Origin of the sequence: Duganella sp. Dugasp56 (genome assembly GCF_047304105.1) — a bacterium.
Lineage (GTDB): Bacteria > Pseudomonadota > Gammaproteobacteria > Burkholderiales > Burkholderiaceae_D > Rugamonas > Rugamonas hordei.
On sequence record NZ_JBGLYQ010000017.1, the window covers coordinates 64,563 to 85,228 of the forward strand.

The 20,666-nt window shown below is 65.6% G+C and carries 16 protein-coding genes; 10 read left to right on the forward strand and 6 right to left on the reverse strand.

The features are described from left to right. Positions 1 to 60: 60 nt before the first annotated feature. Together ACCD07_RS13885 and ACCD07_RS13890 are read left to right on the forward strand one after the other, a co-directional pair. Entirely contained in the window at positions 61 to 1,098 is a 1,038-nt protein-coding gene (locus ACCD07_RS13885; RefSeq protein WP_413447659.1) for a hypothetical protein, read from the forward strand. A 2-nt stretch (positions 1,099 to 1,100) separates the two neighbouring features. Further along, positions 1,101 to 2,300 (forward strand): acyltransferase family protein, encoded by a 1,200-nt coding sequence (locus tag ACCD07_RS13890; protein ID WP_413447660.1) that lies wholly within the window; start codon positions 1,101 to 1,103, stop codon positions 2,298 to 2,300. Here ACCD07_RS13890 and ACCD07_RS13895 read toward each other — a convergent pair whose 3' ends face one another. Genes ACCD07_RS13895 through ACCD07_RS13905 form a run of 3 tightly spaced genes read right to left on the reverse strand, consistent with a single transcriptional unit; the run spans position 2,301 to position 4,128 of the window. Then, the gene (locus ACCD07_RS13895) at positions 2,301 to 2,840 is read right to left on the reverse strand and encodes a DUF2058 domain-containing protein (protein ID WP_413447661.1); all 540 of its coding nucleotides are present in this window, start codon (positions 2,838 to 2,840) and stop codon (positions 2,301 to 2,303) included. A gap of 29 nt (positions 2,841 to 2,869) precedes the next feature. Then, positions 2,870 to 3,631: an anti-sigma factor family protein gene (locus ACCD07_RS13900; protein WP_413447662.1), complete on the reverse strand. Its 762-nt coding sequence runs from the start codon at positions 3,629 to 3,631 to the stop codon at positions 2,870 to 2,872. Further along, positions 3,628 to 4,128: an RNA polymerase sigma factor gene (locus ACCD07_RS13905; protein ID WP_353404143.1), complete on the reverse strand. Its 501-nt coding sequence runs from the start codon at positions 4,126 to 4,128 to the stop codon at positions 3,628 to 3,630. Before ACCD07_RS13905 ends, ACCD07_RS13900 begins: the two co-directional genes overlap by 4 nt. Before the next feature lie 168 nt (positions 4,129 to 4,296). Between ACCD07_RS13905 and ACCD07_RS13910 the strand changes: the two genes are divergently transcribed. Together ACCD07_RS13910 and ACCD07_RS13915 are read left to right on the forward strand one after the other, a co-directional pair. Continuing rightward, positions 4,297 to 5,529, forward strand: coding sequence for a S8 family serine peptidase (locus ACCD07_RS13910; protein ID WP_413447663.1), 1,233 nt, complete (start codon positions 4,297 to 4,299; stop codon positions 5,527 to 5,529). 101 nt (positions 5,530 to 5,630) lie between these two features. Beyond that, the gene (locus ACCD07_RS13915; protein ID WP_413447664.1) at positions 5,631 to 6,338 is read left to right on the forward strand and encodes a hypothetical protein; all 708 of its coding nucleotides are present in this window, start codon (positions 5,631 to 5,633) and stop codon (positions 6,336 to 6,338) included. Positions 6,339 to 6,404: 66 nt separating this feature from the next. Here ACCD07_RS13915 and ACCD07_RS13920 read toward each other — a convergent pair whose 3' ends face one another. Next, positions 6,405 to 8,990, reverse strand: a complete 2,586-nt coding sequence (locus ACCD07_RS13920) for a TonB-dependent receptor plug domain-containing protein (RefSeq protein WP_413447665.1) — start codon at positions 8,988 to 8,990, stop codon at positions 6,405 to 6,407. Between the two features lie 234 nt (positions 8,991 to 9,224). On the opposite strand from ACCD07_RS13920, the gene ACCD07_RS13925 reads away from it, so the two are divergent. Beyond that, entirely contained in the window at positions 9,225 to 11,243 is a 2,019-nt protein-coding gene (locus ACCD07_RS13925; RefSeq protein WP_413447666.1) for an alpha/beta fold hydrolase, read from the forward strand. A gap of 4 nt (positions 11,244 to 11,247) precedes the next feature. Here the strand turns inward: ACCD07_RS13925 and ACCD07_RS13930 are convergent, their stop codons facing one another. Then, positions 11,248 to 12,306, reverse strand: a complete 1,059-nt coding sequence (locus ACCD07_RS13930) for a LacI family DNA-binding transcriptional regulator (RefSeq protein WP_413447667.1) — start codon at positions 12,304 to 12,306, stop codon at positions 11,248 to 11,250. A gap of 7 nt (positions 12,307 to 12,313) precedes the next feature. Beyond that, on the reverse strand, positions 12,314 to 13,126 hold the full coding sequence (locus ACCD07_RS13935) for a polysaccharide deacetylase family protein (protein ID WP_413447668.1): 813 nt from the start codon (positions 13,124 to 13,126) through the stop codon (positions 12,314 to 12,316). A 181-nt stretch (positions 13,127 to 13,307) separates the two neighbouring features. Here ACCD07_RS13935 and ACCD07_RS13940 point away from each other — a divergent pair, with 181 nt between their 5' ends. The 5 genes from ACCD07_RS13940 to ACCD07_RS13960 all read left to right on the forward strand — a co-directional run bounded on the left by ACCD07_RS13940 (position 13,308) and on the right by ACCD07_RS13960 (position 20,663). After that, the gene (locus ACCD07_RS13940; RefSeq protein WP_413447669.1) at positions 13,308 to 14,174 is read left to right on the forward strand and encodes a family 16 glycosylhydrolase; all 867 of its coding nucleotides are present in this window, start codon (positions 13,308 to 13,310) and stop codon (positions 14,172 to 14,174) included. A gap of 185 nt (positions 14,175 to 14,359) precedes the next feature. Further along, complete coding sequence (locus ACCD07_RS13945) at positions 14,360 to 17,323, forward strand: TonB-dependent receptor (protein ID WP_413447670.1); 2,964 nt, start codon at positions 14,360 to 14,362, stop codon at positions 17,321 to 17,323. 90 nt (positions 17,324 to 17,413) lie between these two features. Next, positions 17,414 to 18,937: a tryptophan halogenase family protein gene (locus ACCD07_RS13950; protein ID WP_413447671.1), complete on the forward strand. Its 1,524-nt coding sequence runs from the start codon at positions 17,414 to 17,416 to the stop codon at positions 18,935 to 18,937. A 21-nt stretch (positions 18,938 to 18,958) separates the two neighbouring features. Next, positions 18,959 to 19,660, forward strand: a complete 702-nt coding sequence (locus ACCD07_RS13955) for a SapC family protein (RefSeq protein WP_353404134.1) — start codon at positions 18,959 to 18,961, stop codon at positions 19,658 to 19,660. Next, positions 19,653 to 20,663, forward strand: a complete 1,011-nt coding sequence (locus tag ACCD07_RS13960) for a cupin-like domain-containing protein (RefSeq protein WP_413447672.1) — start codon at positions 19,653 to 19,655, stop codon at positions 20,661 to 20,663. The genes ACCD07_RS13955 and ACCD07_RS13960 overlap by 8 nt, the downstream gene beginning before the upstream one ends. Positions 20,664 to 20,666: the final 3 nt, after the last annotated feature.

Here is a 20,666-nt window from a genome sequence, read left to right on the forward strand (position 1 = left end):
GCTGTATAGCACTATCATACAGTCAATGCTGTCGTCCTTTTTCCTGCTGGAGCCCGAGTTATGCAATCAACCGTCGAGACGCCCCCTCTCTACATGCGCAGCGTGCGCTTCGATCGCATGTTTGTGCTGGGCATTCCACTGCTCGCGCTGGCGATGGGCGCGCTAGCCCTCGGCTTCCCCCAATATTTCTTCCTGATACTGTCGCTGGACCTGGCGCTGCTGGGCTATCACCACATCATCTCCACCTATACCCGGCTGCTGTTCGATATGAAGTCGGCGCGCCAGCATTGGACGTTGCTGTTGCCTTTGCCGGTGGCAGTGTTTGCCGGCGTCTATCTGCTGGTCAGCTGGGCCGGCGTGGCCGCCCTCGCCACCGTGTACATGCATTGGCAGTGGTATCACTACACGCGCCAGAGCGAAGGGATCAACAAGGCGTATGGCATGAAGACGCGCAGCGCCCAGGCCGGCAACCCCGTGTTCAATCGCTTCAACTTCTACCTGGTGCCGGCCGCCGCTTTCCTGATGATGAGCGCTCGCCCGGAATCCACCTTCCTCTCGATGGAAGTGTGGAAACTGCCGGTGCCGCAATGGCTGGCCAACGGCGTACTGGCCGCGGCCGGAGCCTGTCTGGCGTGGTGGCTGGCGGCGCAACTGCGCGCCTTGCGCGCCGGCACGCTGGGGCGGCTGCATTTCGCCTACCTGTGCTCGCACCACCTGATCTACTTCGTCGCCTACGTCGCCATCCGCGACATCACCAATGGCTGGATGGTCATCAACGTGTGGCATAACGCGCAGTACATCGCCTTTGTGTGGCTGTTCAATTCCAATCAGTTCAAGGGCGGCGTCGACCCGCAGCAGCGCGCGCTGTCCTGGCTCAGCCAGGAGGGCCGCTGGCCGATCTACCTGCTGGCCTGCCTGGCGCTGACGGGCGTGGTGTACCTGTCGATCGACGCTTCCAATGCCTGGTTCGCCAACTACACGCTAATGCCGCTGGTCCTCATCGCCTATCAGGGCATCAATTTTCATCACTACATCGTCGACTCGATCATCTGGAAACTGCGCAAGCGCGAAGTCCAGAGCGCATTGAAGATAGCCTAGCCATGCCTGTGGCCGCACGCACCAGCCTGGTTGGCGACCCGGGCCGCTACCCGGTCCTGGATGCGCTGCGCGCGCTGGCGATCCTGCTGGTGCTGGCGCGCCACTGGGCGGTCGGATCCACAAGCGCTTTTGGTGCCGTTCCCGGCGGTCCGCTGGCAGTACTGGCGGCCAATGGCTGGATCGGTGTCGACCTGTTCTTTGTGCTGAGCGGCTTCCTGATCGGCAGCCATTTCGCCGGGCCGCATGCCGGCCCGTTTAGCAAGGCCGCCGTGCTGGATTTCTACCGGCGCCGCGCATTCCGCACGCTGCCGCTGTACTGGGGCATCATCCTGCTTTGCTGGCTGAGCGCGCCGTGGCAAGGCGGCGCGGGGTTCTCGCGCTCGTCGTTCGCCGTTCACCTGCTGTTCCTGCAGGACTACCTCGGCTCGGATGTGATGGTCACGCTGTGGTCGCTGGCCGTCGAAGAAAAATTTTACCTTGCCGCACCGGCGCTGCTGTTGCTGCTGATGTGGGTGGGCAGGCGGATCGCCGGCGTCCTGCTGATCGCGGCCATGGCGTGGCTGTGCTGGGCCATGCTGGCCAGTGCGCGCAGCGTGACGCCGGGCGACTATGCCGCTTTCTTCTGGACCGTCCGCGCGCCGTCCCATCATGCCGTGCTCGGCATTCTGGCGGGCGTACTGGTGGCCGTCCAGCACGGCAGATCCAGCGATCGCAGCGCGCCGCGATCGCTTTTCCTGGCACTTGCCGCACTGCCGCTGGCGCTGCACTTGGGCCGGGATTGGCTGGCGGCGGGCGACTGGTCGATGTCCTGCTGGATCATCATCCTGTCGTCCTGCCTGTTTGCACTGCTGGTGCGCTGCGGCCTGGCCGTCAACCGCAGACATCCTGCTTTTGGTGCCGCCCGGCCGCTGCGCGCCGTCGCCAGGCTGTCGTATGCACTGTACCTGGTGCACTATCCGCTGATCGAACCGGCCGCGCACCTGTGCCAGGCCGTGCTGGCCGGCGCCGGCGCCGATCTCCCGGAGCCGGCGCTGGCCAGCCTGCTGTTCCTGCTCATTTACGGCGCCATGTCCTGGGCCGCCGCCTGGCTGCTGCACGTCGCGCTGGAGCGACCGTTCCTGCTGCTGCGCGACCGTCGAGCGTGGCTGACTACAGCTATGCGAATTTCACGATCACTCAAGCACCGCCGCCGCAAGGCCTGATTACCACATCAGGTCGTCGGGGATCTGGAACGAGGCGTAGGGATCGTCTTCCTCCACCACGCTGCTGCTCTTGTTGACCCGCACCACCAGCGCCGGATCGCGCTCGGCGATCTTGTCGGCGATCACGCGCGGCACCAGCTCGGCCACGCCGTTCAGCACCACGATCACCAGCCGGCCCGCCACCAGGTGCTCGCGCACGGCGGCCGACACGAACATGCGCTCGATCTTGCTGCCGTGCGTGTAGTTGTAGGCGATATCGCCATTGTTGCCCTTGCTCTGGCGGTTCTGCTGCACCATCTGCGCGATCTGCGCGACGATGGCTTTCTGCTGCGCCGCCGCGTCGCGCTGGGCGTTCAGTTCCCGGTTGCGTTCGGCCAGCTTGCGCTGCGCCTCCTGGGCGGCAAGCTTGGCCTCGTCGACGCTTTGCGTGCCGGTGCGCCGCTCTTCCTTCTTCTGCTTGCTCTTTTCCTGGTTGGCCACCTTGACCTTGTTCTTGGCGACCAGGCCGGCTTTCAATAATTGTTCTTGTAACGAGACCATACGAGCTGCTCCATGATTAATCGGTGATGCTATTTCGGTTGGCGTACCCAGCCGCCTTGCCGCGCCGCCCGTTCGCCCTCGGCGTCCAGTGCCGGACCGCTGATGCGGGCGTCGATGGCGTCGAGCACGGCGGCCGGCGTGGCGCTGCCGGCTTGCCGGTATTCGCCGGCCGCGCCCTGCGGCGCCTCGGCCATCACCGGCAGCGTCCATTGCCCGCCCTGGCGGCACGCGAGACCCGCCGCAGCCCCTATTGTAAAGCTACGGCACAGCGTACCGTCTTTCGCCGCAAAACTGACGCCGATTTTGACGCCGGCGCCGCCCGCCGCGCTGGAGGCCAGCTGGCTGGACAAGGCATCCGCCAGCGCGCCCCTGGCGACCAGCGCGCCGTCGACGGCCGCGATGGCGGACTGAGGCTGGCCTGCGGATCCGCCACCGCCCTGCAGCAGGCTGCCGGCCAGCACGCCGATCGCCAGCGACGCGGCCATGCCGCCCCACTGCGCCCATGACCAGCCGCGGGCCGGCGCAACGGCGGCCGGCGCCTGACGCGCGGCGCGCGCCGCGTCCAGGTCCGCCACCTTGGCCGGCATGGCGGCGGCCGACAGCCGGGCCGGCACCGGCTCGTCCAGCACCGGGGCAAACGCGGCAAACACGTCCGTCCGCAGCGCCTGATGCCGGGCCACTCTGGCCGCCACCTCCGGATCGCCGCGCATGGCGCTCTCCACCTCGGCGCGCGCCGCGGGTTCCAGCTCGCCGTCGGCATACGCCATCAGGGTTTCATCGGAAAAGCTCATTTCACTGTCCTCGCTTGATCGGATAATAGTTCCTGCAACGCCGCGCGGGCGCGCACCAGCCGGCTGGTCAGCGTTCCCATCGGGATCTCCAGCACCTCGGCCGCTTCCTTGTACGGCAGGCCGTCCACCAGCACCAGCGCGATCACCATCCGGTGCTCGTCCGACAGCATGCTGACGGCCTTCTCTATCGCCATGCGCTGCTGCTGCGCTTCGGCAAAACCGTCGCCGACATGCTCGCCCGCCTCTTCCGGCGCGAACAGCGTGTCGCGCCGCATGCGCGAACGCACCTCGTCGATCCAGGCGTTCTTCATGATGCGGAACATCCAGCTGTCGAGCCGGGTGCCGGGCTCCCATTGCGCACTGCGGCCCAGCCCGCGCTCGACCGCGATCTGCACCAGGTCGTCGGCATCGTCGCGGTTGTAAACAATGCTGCGGGCGAACCGGCGCAGGCGCGGCAGCAGTGCGGCAATCTCGTTGTTGATGGCGTTAGCGGTCATGGATACCAGGTAAACGACGGGGAGATGGATTTTAATCCCTGTCCCGTACGTTTACGTTTCAGAAACTCCGATTCCTTATACTATCTCATCATGCCGATCAGACCCATAACCACTGCCGTAGCCCTGGCTTGCGCACTGGCTGCTTCCAGCGCCAGCGCTCAGCTGCGCTTGCCTCAATTGCAAGTGCCGCAACTGCAGCTGCCGCAGTTGCAGGATCCCCTGGGAAGCGGCCTGGTGCGCGACAGCCGGCGCCTGCTGGACCGCACCGATACCGGCGACTTGCGCAGCCTGCGCCTGAAGCAGGTCGATGAACTGCTAAAGCGGCACCGCGATGTGCTGGAACCCGATCCGCGCGGCGAGCCCGTGGTGCGCCGCGAAATCCTGGCATGGTCGCCCAGCCCCCAAGGACTGGCGGCCATGCGCGCGGCCGGACCGGTGGCGGACGGCGGCGCCGAAGGCATGCTGGTATTGCGCCTGCCGGCCGATGCGGACATGGCCGCCACGCTGGAGCGCCTGCGCAAGGCCGATCCCGACGGCGCCTACGACTACAACCATATCTACACCGGCAGCGGCGCGGCCCAGGCAGGACCGGTGCAGCAGGCGCCCGCTCCTGCCAAGGCCGACTCGAAGGAAGGCGCGCCGCGCATCGGGCTGGTCGACAGCGGCATCGAGCGCGGACACGAGGTCTTCAACGACGCCGCCATCGTGCCGTGGGGCTGCGACGACGGCCCCCATCCAAGCGCGCACGGCACGGCGGTGGCGGCGCTGATGGTCGGCCGCTCGCCGCGCTTCCAAGGCGCCGCGCCGCAGGCGACGCTGTACGCGGCCGACATCTACTGCGGCAGCGACAACGGCACCGGCGGCTCGGCGGCGCGCATCGCGGCGGCGCTGGGCTGGCTGGCGCGCGAACAGGTCGCCGTGATCAATCTCAGCCTGGTCGGGCCGCCCAACCAGATCCTCGAACGGGTGGTGCGCGGCATGGTGGAGCGCGGGCACCTGCTGGTGGCAGCCGTCGGCAACGACGGGCCGGCGGCGCCGCCGCTGTACCCAGCCAGCTATCCGGGCGTGGTCGGCGTCAGCGCCGTCGACAAGCAGGGGCGGCCGCTGCCGGAGGCGGCGCGCGGTCCGCAGGTGATGTTCGCGGCGCCCGGCAGCCAGATGGTCAGCGCCGCCATCGGCACGCCGCCCTACCGCATGGTGCGCGGCACCTCGTTTGCCGCGCCGCTGGTGGCGGCCTTGCTGGCCGATGGGCTGGGCCGGCCTTCGCCGCAGGCGGCCCGGCAGGCGATCGCCAGGCTGGCCAGGACCGCCACCGGCGCGCCGGCGGGCGCCATCAGCAATGAGATCGGCTACGGCGTGCTGGGGACGGCGTTGCGCACCGATCCTTCGGCCTTCCGATAATTTTTAAAAATATTTTCATCGCGATGGATTAAACCGTCGAGTCCGCACGTTTTCCTTGTAACAGCCGCAGATTGTCTGCGGCGCTTACAAGGAGAATCATCATGAAGAACGTTACCATCGCCAAACAGTTGATCATCGCATTGTCCATCGGCATGGCCTGCTCGGCCCACGCCCAATTGCTGGGCCGCGGCGGCGCCGTCGGCGGCATGATAGGCGGCTCCGGCGGCATCGGCGGCCAGTTGAACGGCGTGACTTCCTTCGCCGGCCGCGGCGACGTGCTGGACCGTACGCGTTCGGCCACCGGCGCCATCAACACCGACGAGCTGCGCAAGCCTGCCAGCGACAAGCCGGCTGCCAGCAACGTGACGCCGACGGCGGCACCGTCGGCCAGCAACAGCGCCGCGCCGGCCAGCCCGGGCCCACTGCAGGCGCTGACCGCCGGCGGCAACGGTAGCGGCAATGGCAATGCGCAGGGCGCGGTCGGCATCGACAGCGGCAACAGCGCCGGCCTGGCCAGCAGCCTGACGCAAGGCGCACGCGGCACCGCGCAACCGCTGCGCGACGGCGCGACGGCGCAGGCCGACAGCACCCGCAACTATGCAAAAACCAGCACGGCGACGGCAAAGACCGCCGCCAAGGGCAGCAAGCACGGGGTGGTCGATGGCCTGCGCGGCGCCGGCGACGCGGCGGCCGGCGCGCAACCGTCGGCCAACGCCAGCGGCACCGCCAATGGCTCGGCGAACGGCACGGCAAACGGCTCGACCGGCAGCGCGGCCAAGCCTTCCACCAACGGCGGCAACGCGATGTAAGCACGCAAAAAAAAATCGGCTGGCACAAGGCCAGCCGATTTTTCTGCTGCAACTACCCGATGAAGCTTAGAAGCGGTAGTTCAGCGATGCGGCGAAGGTGCGGCCCAGCTGGCTGAACTGCGAACCGTCGTAGGTCACCATCGAGTAGCGGCCGTTGAAGGTCACCAGGTTGCTCTGGATTTGCGCCGGAGTCAGCTGATAGGTTGGATCGATCGCCTTGCTGTCCAGGATGGCCTGGCCTTTCGAGTTCAGCGCATTGAAGTGCCAGCTCGGCGTGACGTTGAACATGTTGTTGACGTTGAACGACAGCGTCATGCTCGGGGTCAGGTTGTAGTTGACAGCGAAGTCGGTGACCGTCTTGGTCTTGAACGCCACTTCCAGGTTCTCATCCATGCCGGCGTTGCGGAAATGGGTAGGACCGAAGACGGTGTTGTTCAGCGACAGGTTCAGCTGCTTGTAATCCCAGTCCGCGCCGATGATGGTCTTGAACTTGGGACGCGAGGTGAACATCAGCGCCTCGGTGGTCGGGTTCAGCACCGACTGGCCGGCGGCGGCGATCAGGGCCGGGTTGTTGACGGCGCCGTCACGCTCGTTTTTCAGCGAGTAGTTGCCCGACAGGTTCAAGGTCAGCTTGCCGTCGGCCAGCGGAATGTTCTTGCGCGAGGCGACGTAGTCGATACCTTCGGTGCGGCTGGTCAGCGCGTTGACGAAGAAGCTGGCCGAGACGATGCCGTATTTGTTCAGCTGCACATCCAGCGGATTGGTGGCGACACCGGTCGGCTTGATCTCGGTGCTCAGGACGATACGGTCCTTGACCTTGATGTTGTAGTAGTCAAGCGTGATGCTGGTGTTGTTGTCCGGCTTGAAGCCCAGGCCCAGCGTGATGTTGTTCGACTTTTCAGCCTTCAGCTTGGGCACTTGCAGCGCCGCGGCGGCATCGGACACGTTGTTGACCAGGCCGGACACCTGGATCGCGCCGCCCGCCACGAAGGAGTACTGCGCCTTCTGCGTGTAGATCTGCGCCAGCGATGGCGCGCGGAAGCCGGTCGAGGCCGAGCCGCGCAGCGTGAACTGCTCGTTGATCTTGTAGCGGGTCGAGGTTTTCCAGACGAAGGCGCTGCCGAAGTCGGTGTACTTCTCGTAGCGGCCGGTGGCGTCCACCAGGAAGGCCGGGGAGATGTCCCAGGTCGCGCCGGCATAGGCGCCGTAGTTCGAACGCGACGACGGGAACGAGTTCTGCGGCGAATTGCCGGCGTACGAATCGGCGCCGCTGCCGTAGTAGGACGCGAAATCGCCGGCGATGGTCTCATAGTTCTCGTGGCGCAGCTCGGTACCGGCGTAGAAGTTGACGTCCTTGGTCAGTTGCTTGGAGATGTCGCCGTTCAGCACCCAGTGGTAGAACTCGACGCCGCCCGCATCGAAGCGGGTAGGCGACGGCGTCTTGATCTTGCCGGCCAGGTAGTCGTCCTGCATGCCGCGGTTGACCGAGTTGCTCACTTCGTAGTTTTGCTTGTTGCCGCCGTAGGTCAGGCTGACATCGGCGTTCCAGTCGCCCAGCATGAACTTGGTGCCGCCGGTGGCATTGTAGTCATCCAGCGTGCCGACGAAGGTCGGCACATAGCCGACGTACGGCGAACCGGCCGGGTGCAGCAGGCCGTAGTCGGTCGGACGCCAGTACGGGGTACGGTAGTTGGCGAAGCTGTTGACCTTCTTGTTGATGTAGGCGGCGTTGCCGTAGAGGCTGGTGGTGTCGCTGAGGTCGTAGCGGGTGTTGACTTCGGCCTTGACCGCGCGGGTGGCCGGCGAGCCGTTGATGTTGCCGGCGTCCGGATGGGCGGTCAGGAAGGGCTGCACCTGGGTGGCCAGGTCGGCGCCGAAGTCGCCGGCCTCGCCCTTGGCGTCCACTTTGCCCGGACGGTTGGACAGGTTGATCTTGGACACGTCCACCGTGTAGTTGACGAAGCCGCGGTCGCCCAGCGCCAGGCCCTGGTTCAGGCTCAGGCCGCCCATCTTGCCGTCGCTCTCGTGGGTGATGCCACCGCGCGCGGTGATCGAGCCGCCTTCGGCGTTGTCCTTCAGGATGATGTTGACCACACCGGCGATCGCGTCGGAGCCGTACTGGGCCGATGCGCCGTCGCGCAGCACTTCGATGCGCTTGATCGCGTCGGGTGGAATCGCGGAAATGTCGGCGCCGCTTTCGCCGCGGCCTGGGGAAGTCTGGGTGTAGATCAGCGCGCTGGAGTTCTTGCGCTTGCCGTTAATCAGGATCAGCACGCGGCTCGGACCCATGTTGCGGATCTCGTAAGGATCGAGCAGCGAGGTGGCGTCGTTGACCGGGGTCTGCACGGTGTTGAACGATGGCACGCGGAACTGCAGCGCCTTGTCGAGCGTGGCCTGGCCGGTCTTGCTCAGCTCGCGCGCGCCGATGATATCGATAGGTACCGGGGTATCGACCAGCGTGCGCTGGGCGCCGCGGCTACCGGTGGAAACAATCACGACTTTCTGGATGTCGTCAGGCGTGGCGTCCGCCGCGGCAGCGGTGGCAGCAGGCTGGGCAGCTGCGGTTTGGGCGGCGTCCTGTGCCTGGGCCAGCAGGTAAGGACTTGCAGACAACAACAAGGCTGCAAAGGGAAAGTTCTTCTTCATCATCATCTCGCTCTATCTCTTTTGTTTTATCGATGGTTTTGTGTGTCTGTGTGGCGTGGTATTGCAAGGAATGAATGTATAGACATCATTGTTGGGCGTCTATTGTTTCCAGCAAAGTCGCGAGTGAAACCAGATTCATGCTGCAAATTAACAACTACCTGTCGTGTTTAGATGTCAATCTTGCATTATTTCTGCGACTATCCTCCTGCGCTCCGCACATCACATCACGCCGAGGACCTCATGATTCGCTATGCTTTGCCCGCCATCCTCCTGGCCGCCGCCCTGCCGGCACAGGCCCAGTCTCCCGACACCACGCCGCTGATCGAGCGCGCGAAAATCTTCGGCAACCCCAGCAAGTCCGGCGGCAGGCTCAGCCCGGACGGCAAGTGGCTGTCCTGGATCGCGCCGCGCGACGGCGTGCTCAACGTCTGGGTGGCGCCGGCCAGCGATCCGTCGCAAGCCAAGCCGCTGACCGAGGAGAAATCCCGGCCGATCCGCACCAGCTTCTGGTCGCCCGATTCCAAGGTGCTGATGTTCATCCAGGACAAGGGTGGCGACGAGAATTTCCTGCTGTACGGCGTCGACGTCGCCAGCGGCAAGCAGACCAACTACACGCCGTTTGAAAAAACCCGTGTGAAGATGGTCAAGATCAGCACAAAAATCAAGGACCGCATCCTCATCGGCATCAACAACCGCGATCCGAAATGGCACGACGTCCACAGCCTGGACTTGGCCACGGGCAAGCTGACGCTGGTGCAGCAGAACGACGGCTACGGCGGTTTCCTGGCCGACGACATGCTCAACCTGCGCCTGGCCGAGAAGCCGCGCGGCGACGGCGGCAGCGCGTTCTACCGCGTGGCCGACGGCAAGGTCGAGGCCACGCCCGTCGTCGAGGTCGGCCTGGACGATTCGCAGACCACCGGCCCGCGCGGCTTCACCACCGACGGCAAGACGCTGTACTGGATCGATTCGCGCGGGCGCGACACGGCGGCGCTGATGGCGCAGGATGTGGCCAGCGGCAAGTTCACCATGGTGGCGCAGGACAAGCGCGCCGACATCACCGACGGCCTGTTCGACACCCGCACCGGCAAGGTGCAGGCCTACGAGGCCGAGTATCTGCAGCACGAATACCTGCCGCTGTCGGCCGACCTGAAAGCCGACCTGGCCTTCCTGAAGAAAAACATCAAGGGCCAGTTCTACATCGGCTCGCGCACCGACGCCGACGACAAGTGGCTGGTGTCGGTCGACCAGGTCAGCGCGCCGGCCTCGACCTGGCTGTACGAGCGCAAGTCCAAGCGCCTGACCCGGCTGTACGTCGTCCGTCCGGAGCTGGAAGGCGCGCCGCTGGCGCAGATGTATCCGCAGGAAATCAAGAGCCGCGACGGCCTGACGCTGGTGTCCTACCTGACCTTGCCTATATCGGTCAACGCGGCCGAATCGACCACCCGCGGCAAGCCCTCGCATCCGGTGCCGATGGTGCTGCTGGTGCACGGCGGCCCGTGGGCGCGCGACAGCTACGGCTACAACGGCTACCACCAGTGGCTGGCCAACCGCGGCTACGCGGTGCTGTCGGTGAACTACCGCGGCTCGACCGGCTTCGGCAAGGGTTTCATCTCGGCCGGCGACCTGCAATGGGGCCGCAAGATGCATGACGACCTGCTGGACGCGGTGCAATGGGCGGTCAAGAACGGCATCACCACCAGCGACAAGGTCGCCATCATGGGCGGCTCCTACGGCGGCTACGCGACGCTGGCCGGCATGGCGTTCACGCCGACCACCTTTGCCTGCGGCGTCGACATCGTCGGCCCGTCCAACCTGTTCACCCTGCTGCAGACCATCCCACCGTACTGGGAAGCGGGCAAGCAGCAGTTCTACAAGCGCATGGGCGACCCGACCACCGACGAGGGCAAGGCGCTGCTGAAGGAACGCTCGCCGCTGAACTTCGCCGAAAACATCCAGCGTCCGCTGCTGATCGGCCAGGGCGCCAACGATCCGCGCGTCAACGTCAAGGAGTCGGACCAGATCGTCGCGGCGATGGCGGCCAAGAACATCCCGGTCACCTACGTGCTGTTCCCGGACGAAGGCCACGGCTTCGCGCGCCCGGTCAACAACATCGCCTTCAACGCGGTGACGGAAAACTTCCTGGGCAAATGCCTGGGCGGCCGCGCCGAGCCGATCGGCGGCGCGGTCAAGGCGTCGACCGCGCAGATCAAGCACGGCGCCGAGTTCGCGCCGGGCCTGCAGGAGGCGATACAGTAAGGGTTCAGGCCTTGCGGCTGCGGCGCGCGGGCTTGGCGCCGGCGGCCGGTGCCGAAGCCGGGATGGCCGCCAGCGAGGCGCGCAGCGTCATCGTCACCGGGTAGCCGCGCGTGACGGGGCGCTGCAGATCGTAGCAGCGGTTCAGCAGCGCATTGATGCCGTTCTGCGTCATCTCGCGCCACGGCATGTGCACCGTGGTCAGGCGCGGCGCCGAGAATTCTGCGCTGGGCGTGTCGTCGTAGCCGATCACCGACAATTCATGCGGCACGCGGATGCCGGCCTCCTGCAGATAGGACAGCGCGCCGGCCGCCATCTCGTCGTTGGCGCAAAAGATCGCCGTCACCGGCGTCTTCGATTCGATCAATTCCTTGGCCGCCGACCAGCCGCCCGCCGGCGAGAAATCGCGCTCGGTCACCCACAGTTTTTCCACCTCGACGCCGGCGCCGCGCAACTCTTCCATGAAGGCATCCACCCGCACCACGTTGTCGGGCAGGCTGGCCGGGCCGGAGACCACGGCGATCTGGCGGTGGCCGTGGTCGAGCAAGGCGCGCGCGGCCATCTTGCCGCCCAAGGTGTGGTCAACCGTGAAGCAGCGGTCGGCGATGCTGTCGAAGCTGTGGTTCAGCACCACCATGCTGGTCTGCTTGGGGTTGAGCGCGGCGATGTCCTCTTCCTGCAGCACATTGGTCATCAGGATCAGGCCGTCGCAGCCGCGCTCGATGAGGAAGTCGATGCCCTCGATCGCCTGCTGGCGCGCGCCGCCGAGGCCGGCGCCGAAGGCCACCACCATGTGCAGGCCGGCCATGCGCAGCTCGTTGTCGATGATCTGCAGGATGGGCGTGTAGAAGGTGCCGCTGAGCACGGGAATGTAGACGCCTATCATCTGGCTGGAGCCGGACAGCAGGCTGCGCGCCGCGTGCGACGGGCGGAAGCCCAGCTGCTCGATGGCCGCCTTGACCCGCGCCAGCGTGGCCGGCGACACCGATCCCCTGCCGCTGACCACGCGCGAGGCGGTGCCCAGTCCTACGCCCGCGAGGCGGGCTACGTCTTTGATGGTGGCCACGATAGCGTCACTTTTTCTTTTTAACGTAGGTCATGATATTGAGGAAGGTGTCGGTCCAGTATAGCTTGCGGTTGTCCGCCAGGTACCTGACCAGCTCCTCGTGCGCGGCCGCCGACGTGGTCAGGTAGTCGCCGCCGACGCCGTGGAAGGTGAAGTTGATCATCGTGCCGCGCTCGGCCGCCTGCTTGACCAGCGCGATCAGCTCCTGCCCGCTGAGGCCGACCGGCGCCATCACCGCCACCGCGTACGGATCGAGCGCCGCCATCGACGGCACCACCGCGTCGCCGCCGCCGGCCTTGACCGCCACGAAGGCCGGCGCCACCAGCGGCAGGTAGTTGACGCCGTTCGCCATCAGTTCGCCGCACGGCGCCGTGTAGGTGCGCTCGCGCCTGCCGTCGATGGCGAACAGCATGGTGTTGGCGGTCAGGATCTGGTCCTTCATCTGCTCGGCGCTGGTGGTGTCCAGGTCGCGGTGCTTCTGCACCCATTCGTGGCCGGGCGCCGACAGCGAGCACTGGTGGAACATGCTGTGGTTGCCCAACTCATGCCCGTGCCTGGCCGCCGCGCGCCAGGCCGCCATGCGCTGGCCGACGGCGGGATTGGACAGCTGCAGATAGAACGTGGCCTTCAGGCCGTACTTGTCCAGCGTCGGTATCGCGTGGTCGAGCTGGGAGTCGAGGGCGTCGTCATAGGCCAGGCTGACGGCCGCCCTGGCGCCGTGCGGCCACGGATAGGCATCGGCGTGGGCGTCGGCGGCCGGCGCCGCGTTTTGCGCCAGCAAAAAAGCCGCGGCCAGTGCGATCGAGCGTGTGATGTGCATGAAAAGTGTCTCTTTTTGGAAACGTTCCCACATGGTGCACGGGTTGATTTCCCCTGTCAACGAAAAACCGCTGCGCTTGCGCTGTGGTTTATGTGGCATTGCAAATTGACTTTGAAATTCGTTCGGTGCTATATTTGCCACACCAAATGGAAACCTTTCCAAAAACCAGGGGACACAGAGAATGATGAGACAGGCGGCGTTGATGACGGCGGTGGTATTGCTCTGCGCATGCGGCGGCGGCTCGTCCGCGACCGCCCAGGTCGCCGTCGCGCCGGCCACGCCCTCCTCCGCCCTGCCCGCCGGCGGCAGGCCGGCCGGCTGGAACCTGGCCTGGTCCGACGAGTTCGACGTCGACGGCCTGCCCGACGCCGCCAAATGGGACTACGACACCGCCAACAACAAGGCCGGCTGGTTCAACCACGAACTGCAGTACTACGCGCGCGGTCGGCTGGAAAACAGCCGCGTCAGCGGCGGCAAGCTGATCATCGCCGCGCGCAAGGAAGCGCTGGCCACGATGGCCGACTACGGCGGCCAGCAATACACGTCGGCGCGCCTGGTCACGCGCGGCAAGGCCAGCTGGACCTACGCCTTCATCGAGGTGCGCGCCAAGCTGCCGTGCGGCCTGGGCACCTGGCCGGCCATCTGGATGCTGGGCACCAAGGGCGGCTGGCCGGTCGACGGCGAGATCGACATCATGGAGCACGTGGGCCACAAGCCGGCCGAGATCCTCGGCAGCATCTACACCGGCGCGCAAAACTGGCCGAAGGGCACGCCCAACACCACCGCCACCACGGTGGCCGACGCCTGCGGCGCCTTCCACAACTACCAGCTGACGTGGAGCGCGGAGCGCGTGGTGGTCGGCGTGGACGACAGGAACTACATTCAGTTGCTCAATCCAAAAGATGGCGACTATCAGAAATGGCCGTTCAGCAGCCCGCAGTATTTGCTGCTGAACCTGGCCATCGGCGGCGACCTGGGGGGCGTGGTCGACGACGCCGGTTTGCCGCAGCAAATGGAAGTGGAGTACGTCAGGGTTTACCAGCCTTGAGCGATTTTTTTACAACACCAGCAGCACGGTTTTACCCGATGGCATGGCCGTAGCACACCAGACCAGCGGACTTCGATTGACAATTTTGGGGCTCAATCTTAATATTCGACAAATCATCATGGAAACGTTTCCATAGCGATCTCGGTAGTGGCAAGCGAGCTGTTCATAAAAACACAGGAGATAACATGCATTATCCAAAGACACGACAGAAATTAATGAGCCTGGCCGTCGCCAGCGCCTGCGCCGCGGCCGCCCCGGCCATGGCGCAGGAAGCGCCGGTCAAGGCAGCCGACGCGGCGCCGGAAGTCCAGAGCGTGGTGGTGACCGGCCTGCGCGCCAGTCTGTTCTCGTCGATGAACCTGAAGCGCAATTCCGACGGTATCGTCGACGGGATCGTGGCCGAGGACATCGGCAAGTTCCCTGACACCAACCTGGCCGAATCGCTGCAGCGCATCTCCGGTGTGTCGATCGACCGCTCCATCGGCGAAGGCTCGAAGATCACCGTGCGCGGCGTCGGTCCCGACTTCAACCTGGTGCTGCTGAACGGCCGCCAGATGCCGACCTCCAACCTGGGCGACCTGAACGGCCGCGCCTTCGACTTCGCCAACCTGGCGTCGGAAGCGATCTCGCAGCTGCAGGTCTACAAGACCAGCCGCGCCGAAGCGCCGACCGGCGGCATCGGCGCCACCGTCAACGTGATGACGGCGCGTCCGTTCGACCGTCCCGGCATGCACGCGAGCATAGGCGCCAAGGGCGTGTACGACACCTCGAACGACAACCTGCCGCACGACGTCCAGGCCAGCAGCTCGGCCTCGCCGGAACTGTCGGGCATCTACTCGAACACCTTCGCCGACAACAAGTTCGGCGTGTCGATCTCGGGCAGCTACCAGGAACGCAACCTGGGCTACAACACCGCGTCCGTGGGCAACGGCTGGCGCGGCCCGTTCCGCGGCGATGAAAACAACTGGGGCACGATTCCCCAGCCGGGCAGCGCGGGCGCGGCCAACATCACCAACCGCCCCGGCCCGACCGACATCTACTCGGTGCCGCAAAACCTGAACTACAACTTCAACGGCGTCAAGCGCCAGCGCACCAACGCCCAGCTGACCTTGCAGTACAAGCCGGTCGACACGCTGGTCACCACGCTGGACTACACCTATTCCGAGAACAAGATCCAGACCAAGCGCAACGACGTGTCGGCCTGGTTCAACTTCGGCGATTCGAAGAGCTCGTGGACCAAGGGTCCCGTGTCCAGCCCGCTGGTGTACACCGAGCTTATCCCTGGCGGCAACAGCGACATCGCCATGGGCGCGGCCGACTTCGCCACCAAGACGCAGAACAAGTCGCTCGGCTTCAACGCCGTGTGGAAGCCGACCAAGGACCTGCGTTTCGAGCTCGACACCCACCACTCGACCGCCGAATCGATGGCCGACAGCCCCTTCGGCTCGAGCAACACCCTCGGCACCGCCAGCTTCAGCCGCGGCGACACGACGGCCGACTTCACCCACGACTTCCCGGTGCTGAGCATCGTCGGCGCCGACTTCACCAAGGCCGGCCAGCAGGTGACCGGTTCGGTGTTTACCAACGGCTACATGAAGGGCCAGGTCGACCAGACCCAGGTCAAGGGCGCGTGGAAGGTGCTGGAGGCCTCCGAACTGAAGTTCGGCGCCACCGCGACCAAGGTCGACAACCGCTCGGCGTTCTCGAACCAGCAGCGCGACACCTGGGGCGGCGCCACCAAGCCGTCGGACTACCCGAGCAGCGTCTGGCATCCGGAGACCGTGCGCCAGTACTTCGACAAGATCGACGGCAGCAACAGCCCGAACCTGTTCAACCAGTTCTACACCTTCAACTTCGCCCAGGTGCGCCAGCTGGCGGCCACCGCGTCCGGCCTGCCGGCGCTGTACCTGCCGAAGACCACCTTCGACAACGATGCCCGCACCGAAGAGAAATCCAAGGCCGCGTTCATCCAGTTCAACACCGACTGGGACACCAAGTTCCCGATCCGCACCGCGATCGGCGGCCGCTACGAAACCACCGACGTGGTCTCGACCGCGCTGGTGCCGGCCGCCGTCGACATCCGCTGGGTATCGCAGAACGAGTTGCCGATCACCTTCGGCGATCCGACCTTCACCACGCTGACCGGCAAGTACCACCACTTCCTGCCGAGCTTTGACTCCGACATCGAACTGAGCCAGGAGCAAAAGCTGCGCTTCAGCTACGGCGAAACCATCGGCCGTCCGCGCTACGACCAGATCCAGGGCGGCACCACGCTCAACTCGCTGGTGCGCACCAACGGCGGCACCGGCAACCAGGGCAACCCGGCGCTGAAACCGGTCAAGTCGAAGAACATCGACCTGTCCTACGAGTGGTACTACGGCAAGCAGAACTTCTTCTCGGTCGGCTACTTCAAGAAGAACCTGGAGAACTACGCCGGCCAGTCGATGATCAACGCGACGCCGTTCAACCTGCACACGCCGGTCGGCGGCACGTTCTGGAACGAGGCGCTGGCCAAAGGCTGCGGCAACGCGGACACCACCTGCATCCGCAACTACATCTTCCGCAACCACAACGGCGCGCCGGGTGTGACGCGCGGCGCGGACGATCCGTCGGGCAACGCCACCGGCACCATCGTCGGCCAGCCAGGCGATCCGGTGGCCAACTTCCAGATCACCTCCTTCTCCAACCAGAAGAAGGCCAGCCTGAACGGCGTCGAGCTGAACCTGCAGCACATGTTCGGCAACAGCGGCTTCGGCGTGTCGACCAACTACACCTACGTGCACTCGGGCCTGAAGTATGACAACGCCAAGATCGGCGAGCAGTTCGCGCTGGTCGGCCTGTCGAACTCGTCCAACGTGGTCGGCATCTACGAAGACAAGAAGTGGACGGCGCGCCTGGCCTACAACTGGCGCGGCGAGTTCCTGTCGTCGACCTTCGACGGCGCCGGCCCCAACCCGCAGTATGTCGAGGCGTACGGGCAGGTCGACGTCAGCGTGGGCTACAACTACAACGACAAGCTGAGCTTCCAGCTCGAGGGCATCAACGTGGGCAACTCGATCACCCGCGTCCATGGCCGTACCCAGCAGTCGGTGGACTCGGTCACGCAAGCCGGTCCGCGCTACATGATCGGCGCCCGCTACAAGTTCTGATCGACCTCCGTAGCAATGAAAAGACCGCTGCCCGTCAGCGGTCTTTTCAGTTAGACTTCAGGCAATCTCATCACCAACTCAGATAACAATATGGTCCGACGCATCGTGATTGTGGGGGGCGGGTCGGCCGGCTGGCTGACGGCCGGCCTGATCGCGGCCGAGCACCAGGGTTCCGCGCTGCAGGTCACCCTGATCGAATCGCCCGACATACCGCCCATCGGCGTGGGCGAAGGCACCTGGCCCAGCATGCGCGACACGCTGCGCCGCATCGGCGTGTCCGAATCGGACTTCTTCCGCGAGTGCGACGCCTCGTTCAAGCAGGGCTCGCGCTTCAACCGCTGGGTGGACGGAGCGGACCACGACTACTATTTCCACCCCTTCGTGTTGCCGCAGGGCTATGGCGAAGTCAACCTGCCCGAACAGTGGCAGGCGCAGCATCCGCAGGTGCCGTTTGCCGACCTGGTCAGCTTCCAGCCGCACCTGTGCGTCAACGGCCGCGCGCCCAAGCAGGTGGTGACGCCGGAATTCTCGTCGGTGGCCAACTACGGCTACCACCTCGACGCCGGCAAGTTCGGCCTGTTCCTGCGCAAGCACTGCCTGGAAAAGCTGGGCGTGGTGTTCGTGGCGGACAACGTCACCGGCGTCAATGCGCACGACAACGGCGACATCGCCTCGCTGCGGACGGCGGCCCACGGCGCGCTCGAAGGCGACCTGTTCATCGACTGCACCGGCATGCAGTCGCTGCTGCTGGGCCAGCACTACCAGGTGCCGCTGATTTCGCAGCGGCATGTGCTGTACAACGACTCGGCGCTGGCGGTGCAAATCCCCTACCCCGGCGACGACACCCCGATCGCGTCGCAGACCTCGTCGACCGCGCAGAGCGCCGGCTGGATCTGGGACATCGGCCTGCCGACCCGGCGCGGCACCGGCCACGTGTATTCGAGCGCCCACATCAGCGACGACCAGGCCGAGGCCGAGCTGCGCCGCTACATCGTCGACACCGGCGGCCCGACCGACATCCCGCAGCCGCGCAAGCTCAGCTTCAATCCCGGCTATCGCGCCGAGTTCTGGCACCGCAACTGCGTGGCCATCGGCCTGTCGGCCGGCTTCATCGAGCCGCTGGAGGCGTCGGCGCTGGCACTGGTGGAAATGTCGGCCGCCATGGTCAGCGACGACCTGCCGGCCACGCGCGAGGCGATGGCCATCGTGGCCAGGCGCTTCAACGAAGCCTTCACCTACCGCTGGGAACGGGTGATCGACTTCCTCAAGCTGCATTACGTGCTGAGCCGGCGCCGCGACAGCGCCTACTGGCGCGACAACACGGAGACGGTGCCCGAGCGCCTGGCCGAGCTGCTGACCCTGTGGCGCCACCGCGCGCCGTCGCGCAGCGACTTCTACCGCATCGAGGAGGTGTTCCCGTCGGCCAGCTACCAGTACGTGTTGTACGGCATGGGCTTCCGCAGCCAATTCGGCGCCGCGAAACCGGGCCAGGCGGCGATGGCGGACAGCTATTTCCGGGAAGCTGCTACATTAACGCATAAAATGATGGGTGCGCTACCATCGAACCGCGCGCTGATCGACCATATCAAGCGTCACGGCTTGCAAAAAATATAACCAGAGACATAGAGAGACAGTATGACCAACACCGTTTTGCTGAACAATATCGACCACCAGAATCTGCGCGTCATCACCAAGCGCGGCGCCGAGTACGGCGACAGCCTGATGTCGTCCGTCACCTTCCCGTCGGAATTCCGCGACGTGCAGGCCTGCTACCCCATCGTCTTCCGCAAGACCGCCGACGGCCTCGGCTTCGAGCCGATCGCGCTGTTCGGCTTCCAGGAGGGGGAAAACCTGTTCCTCCACGGCGACCGCTGGGACGCGCCCTACCTGCCGATGCTGGTCGAGCGCCAGCCCTTCCTGATCGGCGTCGGCGGCGAGGAGCTGATGGTGCACATCGACCTCGACAACCCGCGCGTCAGCCAGGACGAGGGCCGCGAAGTGTTCAAGCCGCACGGCGGCAACACCGATTTCCTGGAAAACATCAACTCGATGCTGTTCGCCATCCACCAGGGCCTGCAGGGCACGCCGCTGCTGCTGGCCGCGCTGCTCGAGCACGAGCTGCTGGAAAGCTTTGTCCTCGACATCGAGCTCAACGACGGCTCGCAGAACCGCCTGGTCGGCTTCTACACCATCAACGAGGACAAGCTGGCGGCGCTGGGCGGCGACGCCATCGCCAGCCTGCACCAGGCCGGCCTGCTGCAGGCGATCTACCTGGTGATCGCCTCGCTGTCGAATTTCCGCGCCCTCATCGACCGCAAGAACGCCGCCCATGCCTGATGTTATGCCCATCCGCGAGGTCCACGGCCTGGGCGCCAACGACCTGAGCGACGAGATCCTGACCGCGACCCAGCCGCTGGTGCTGCGCGGCCTGGCCGCCGGCTGGCCGATGGTGCGCGCCGCGCTGGCCTCCGACCGCGAGGGCGACGCCTACCTGCGCAGCCACTACCGCGACGCCACCGTGGGCGCCATGCTGGGCGCGCCGGAAGCGGGCGGCCGCTTCTTCTACAACGACGACCTGAGCGGCTTCAACTTCCAGCCCGTGTACGCCAAGCTGAACGGCGTGCTGGACGAGATCGAGGCCAAGGCGGCGATGGCCACGCCGCCCACCGTGTATGTCGGCTCGACCTCGATCGACACCTGCCTGCCGGGCTTCCGCGAGCACAACGACCTCAACCTCGGCGGGCGCGACGCGCTGGCCAGCATCTGGATCGGCAACCGCACCCGCATCGCCGCCCACTACGACCTGCCGGACAATATCGCCGTGGTGGCGGCCGGCCACCGCCGCTTCACGCTGTTCCCACCCGAACAGCTGAAGAACCTGTACATCGGCCCGCTGGACTTCACCCCGGCCGGCCAGGCCATCAGCCTGGTGGACATGGTCGCCCCCGACTTCGGCAAACATCCCCGATACGCGGAGGCGCTGCGCCACGCGCAGAGCGCCGAGCTCGGGCCGGGCGACGCCATCTTCATCCCCAGCATGTGGTGGCACCACATCGAGGCGCTCGATGCGTTCAACGTGCTGGTCAACTACTGGTGGCGCCAGTCGCCCGACTACATGGACACGCCGACCAACGCGCTGATGATGGCCTTCCTGACCATGCGCGACCTGCCGGCCGCACAGCGCAAGGCGTGGCAGGAGATTTTCCGCCATTACATCTTCGAAGCCGACGACGACACGGCGGCCCATATCCCGCCGGCCGCGCGCAGCGTGCTGTCGCCGCTGAGCGCGGACGGCGCGCGCGGCCTGCGCGCCCAGCTGCTGAAAAAAATGAACCGCTAATCA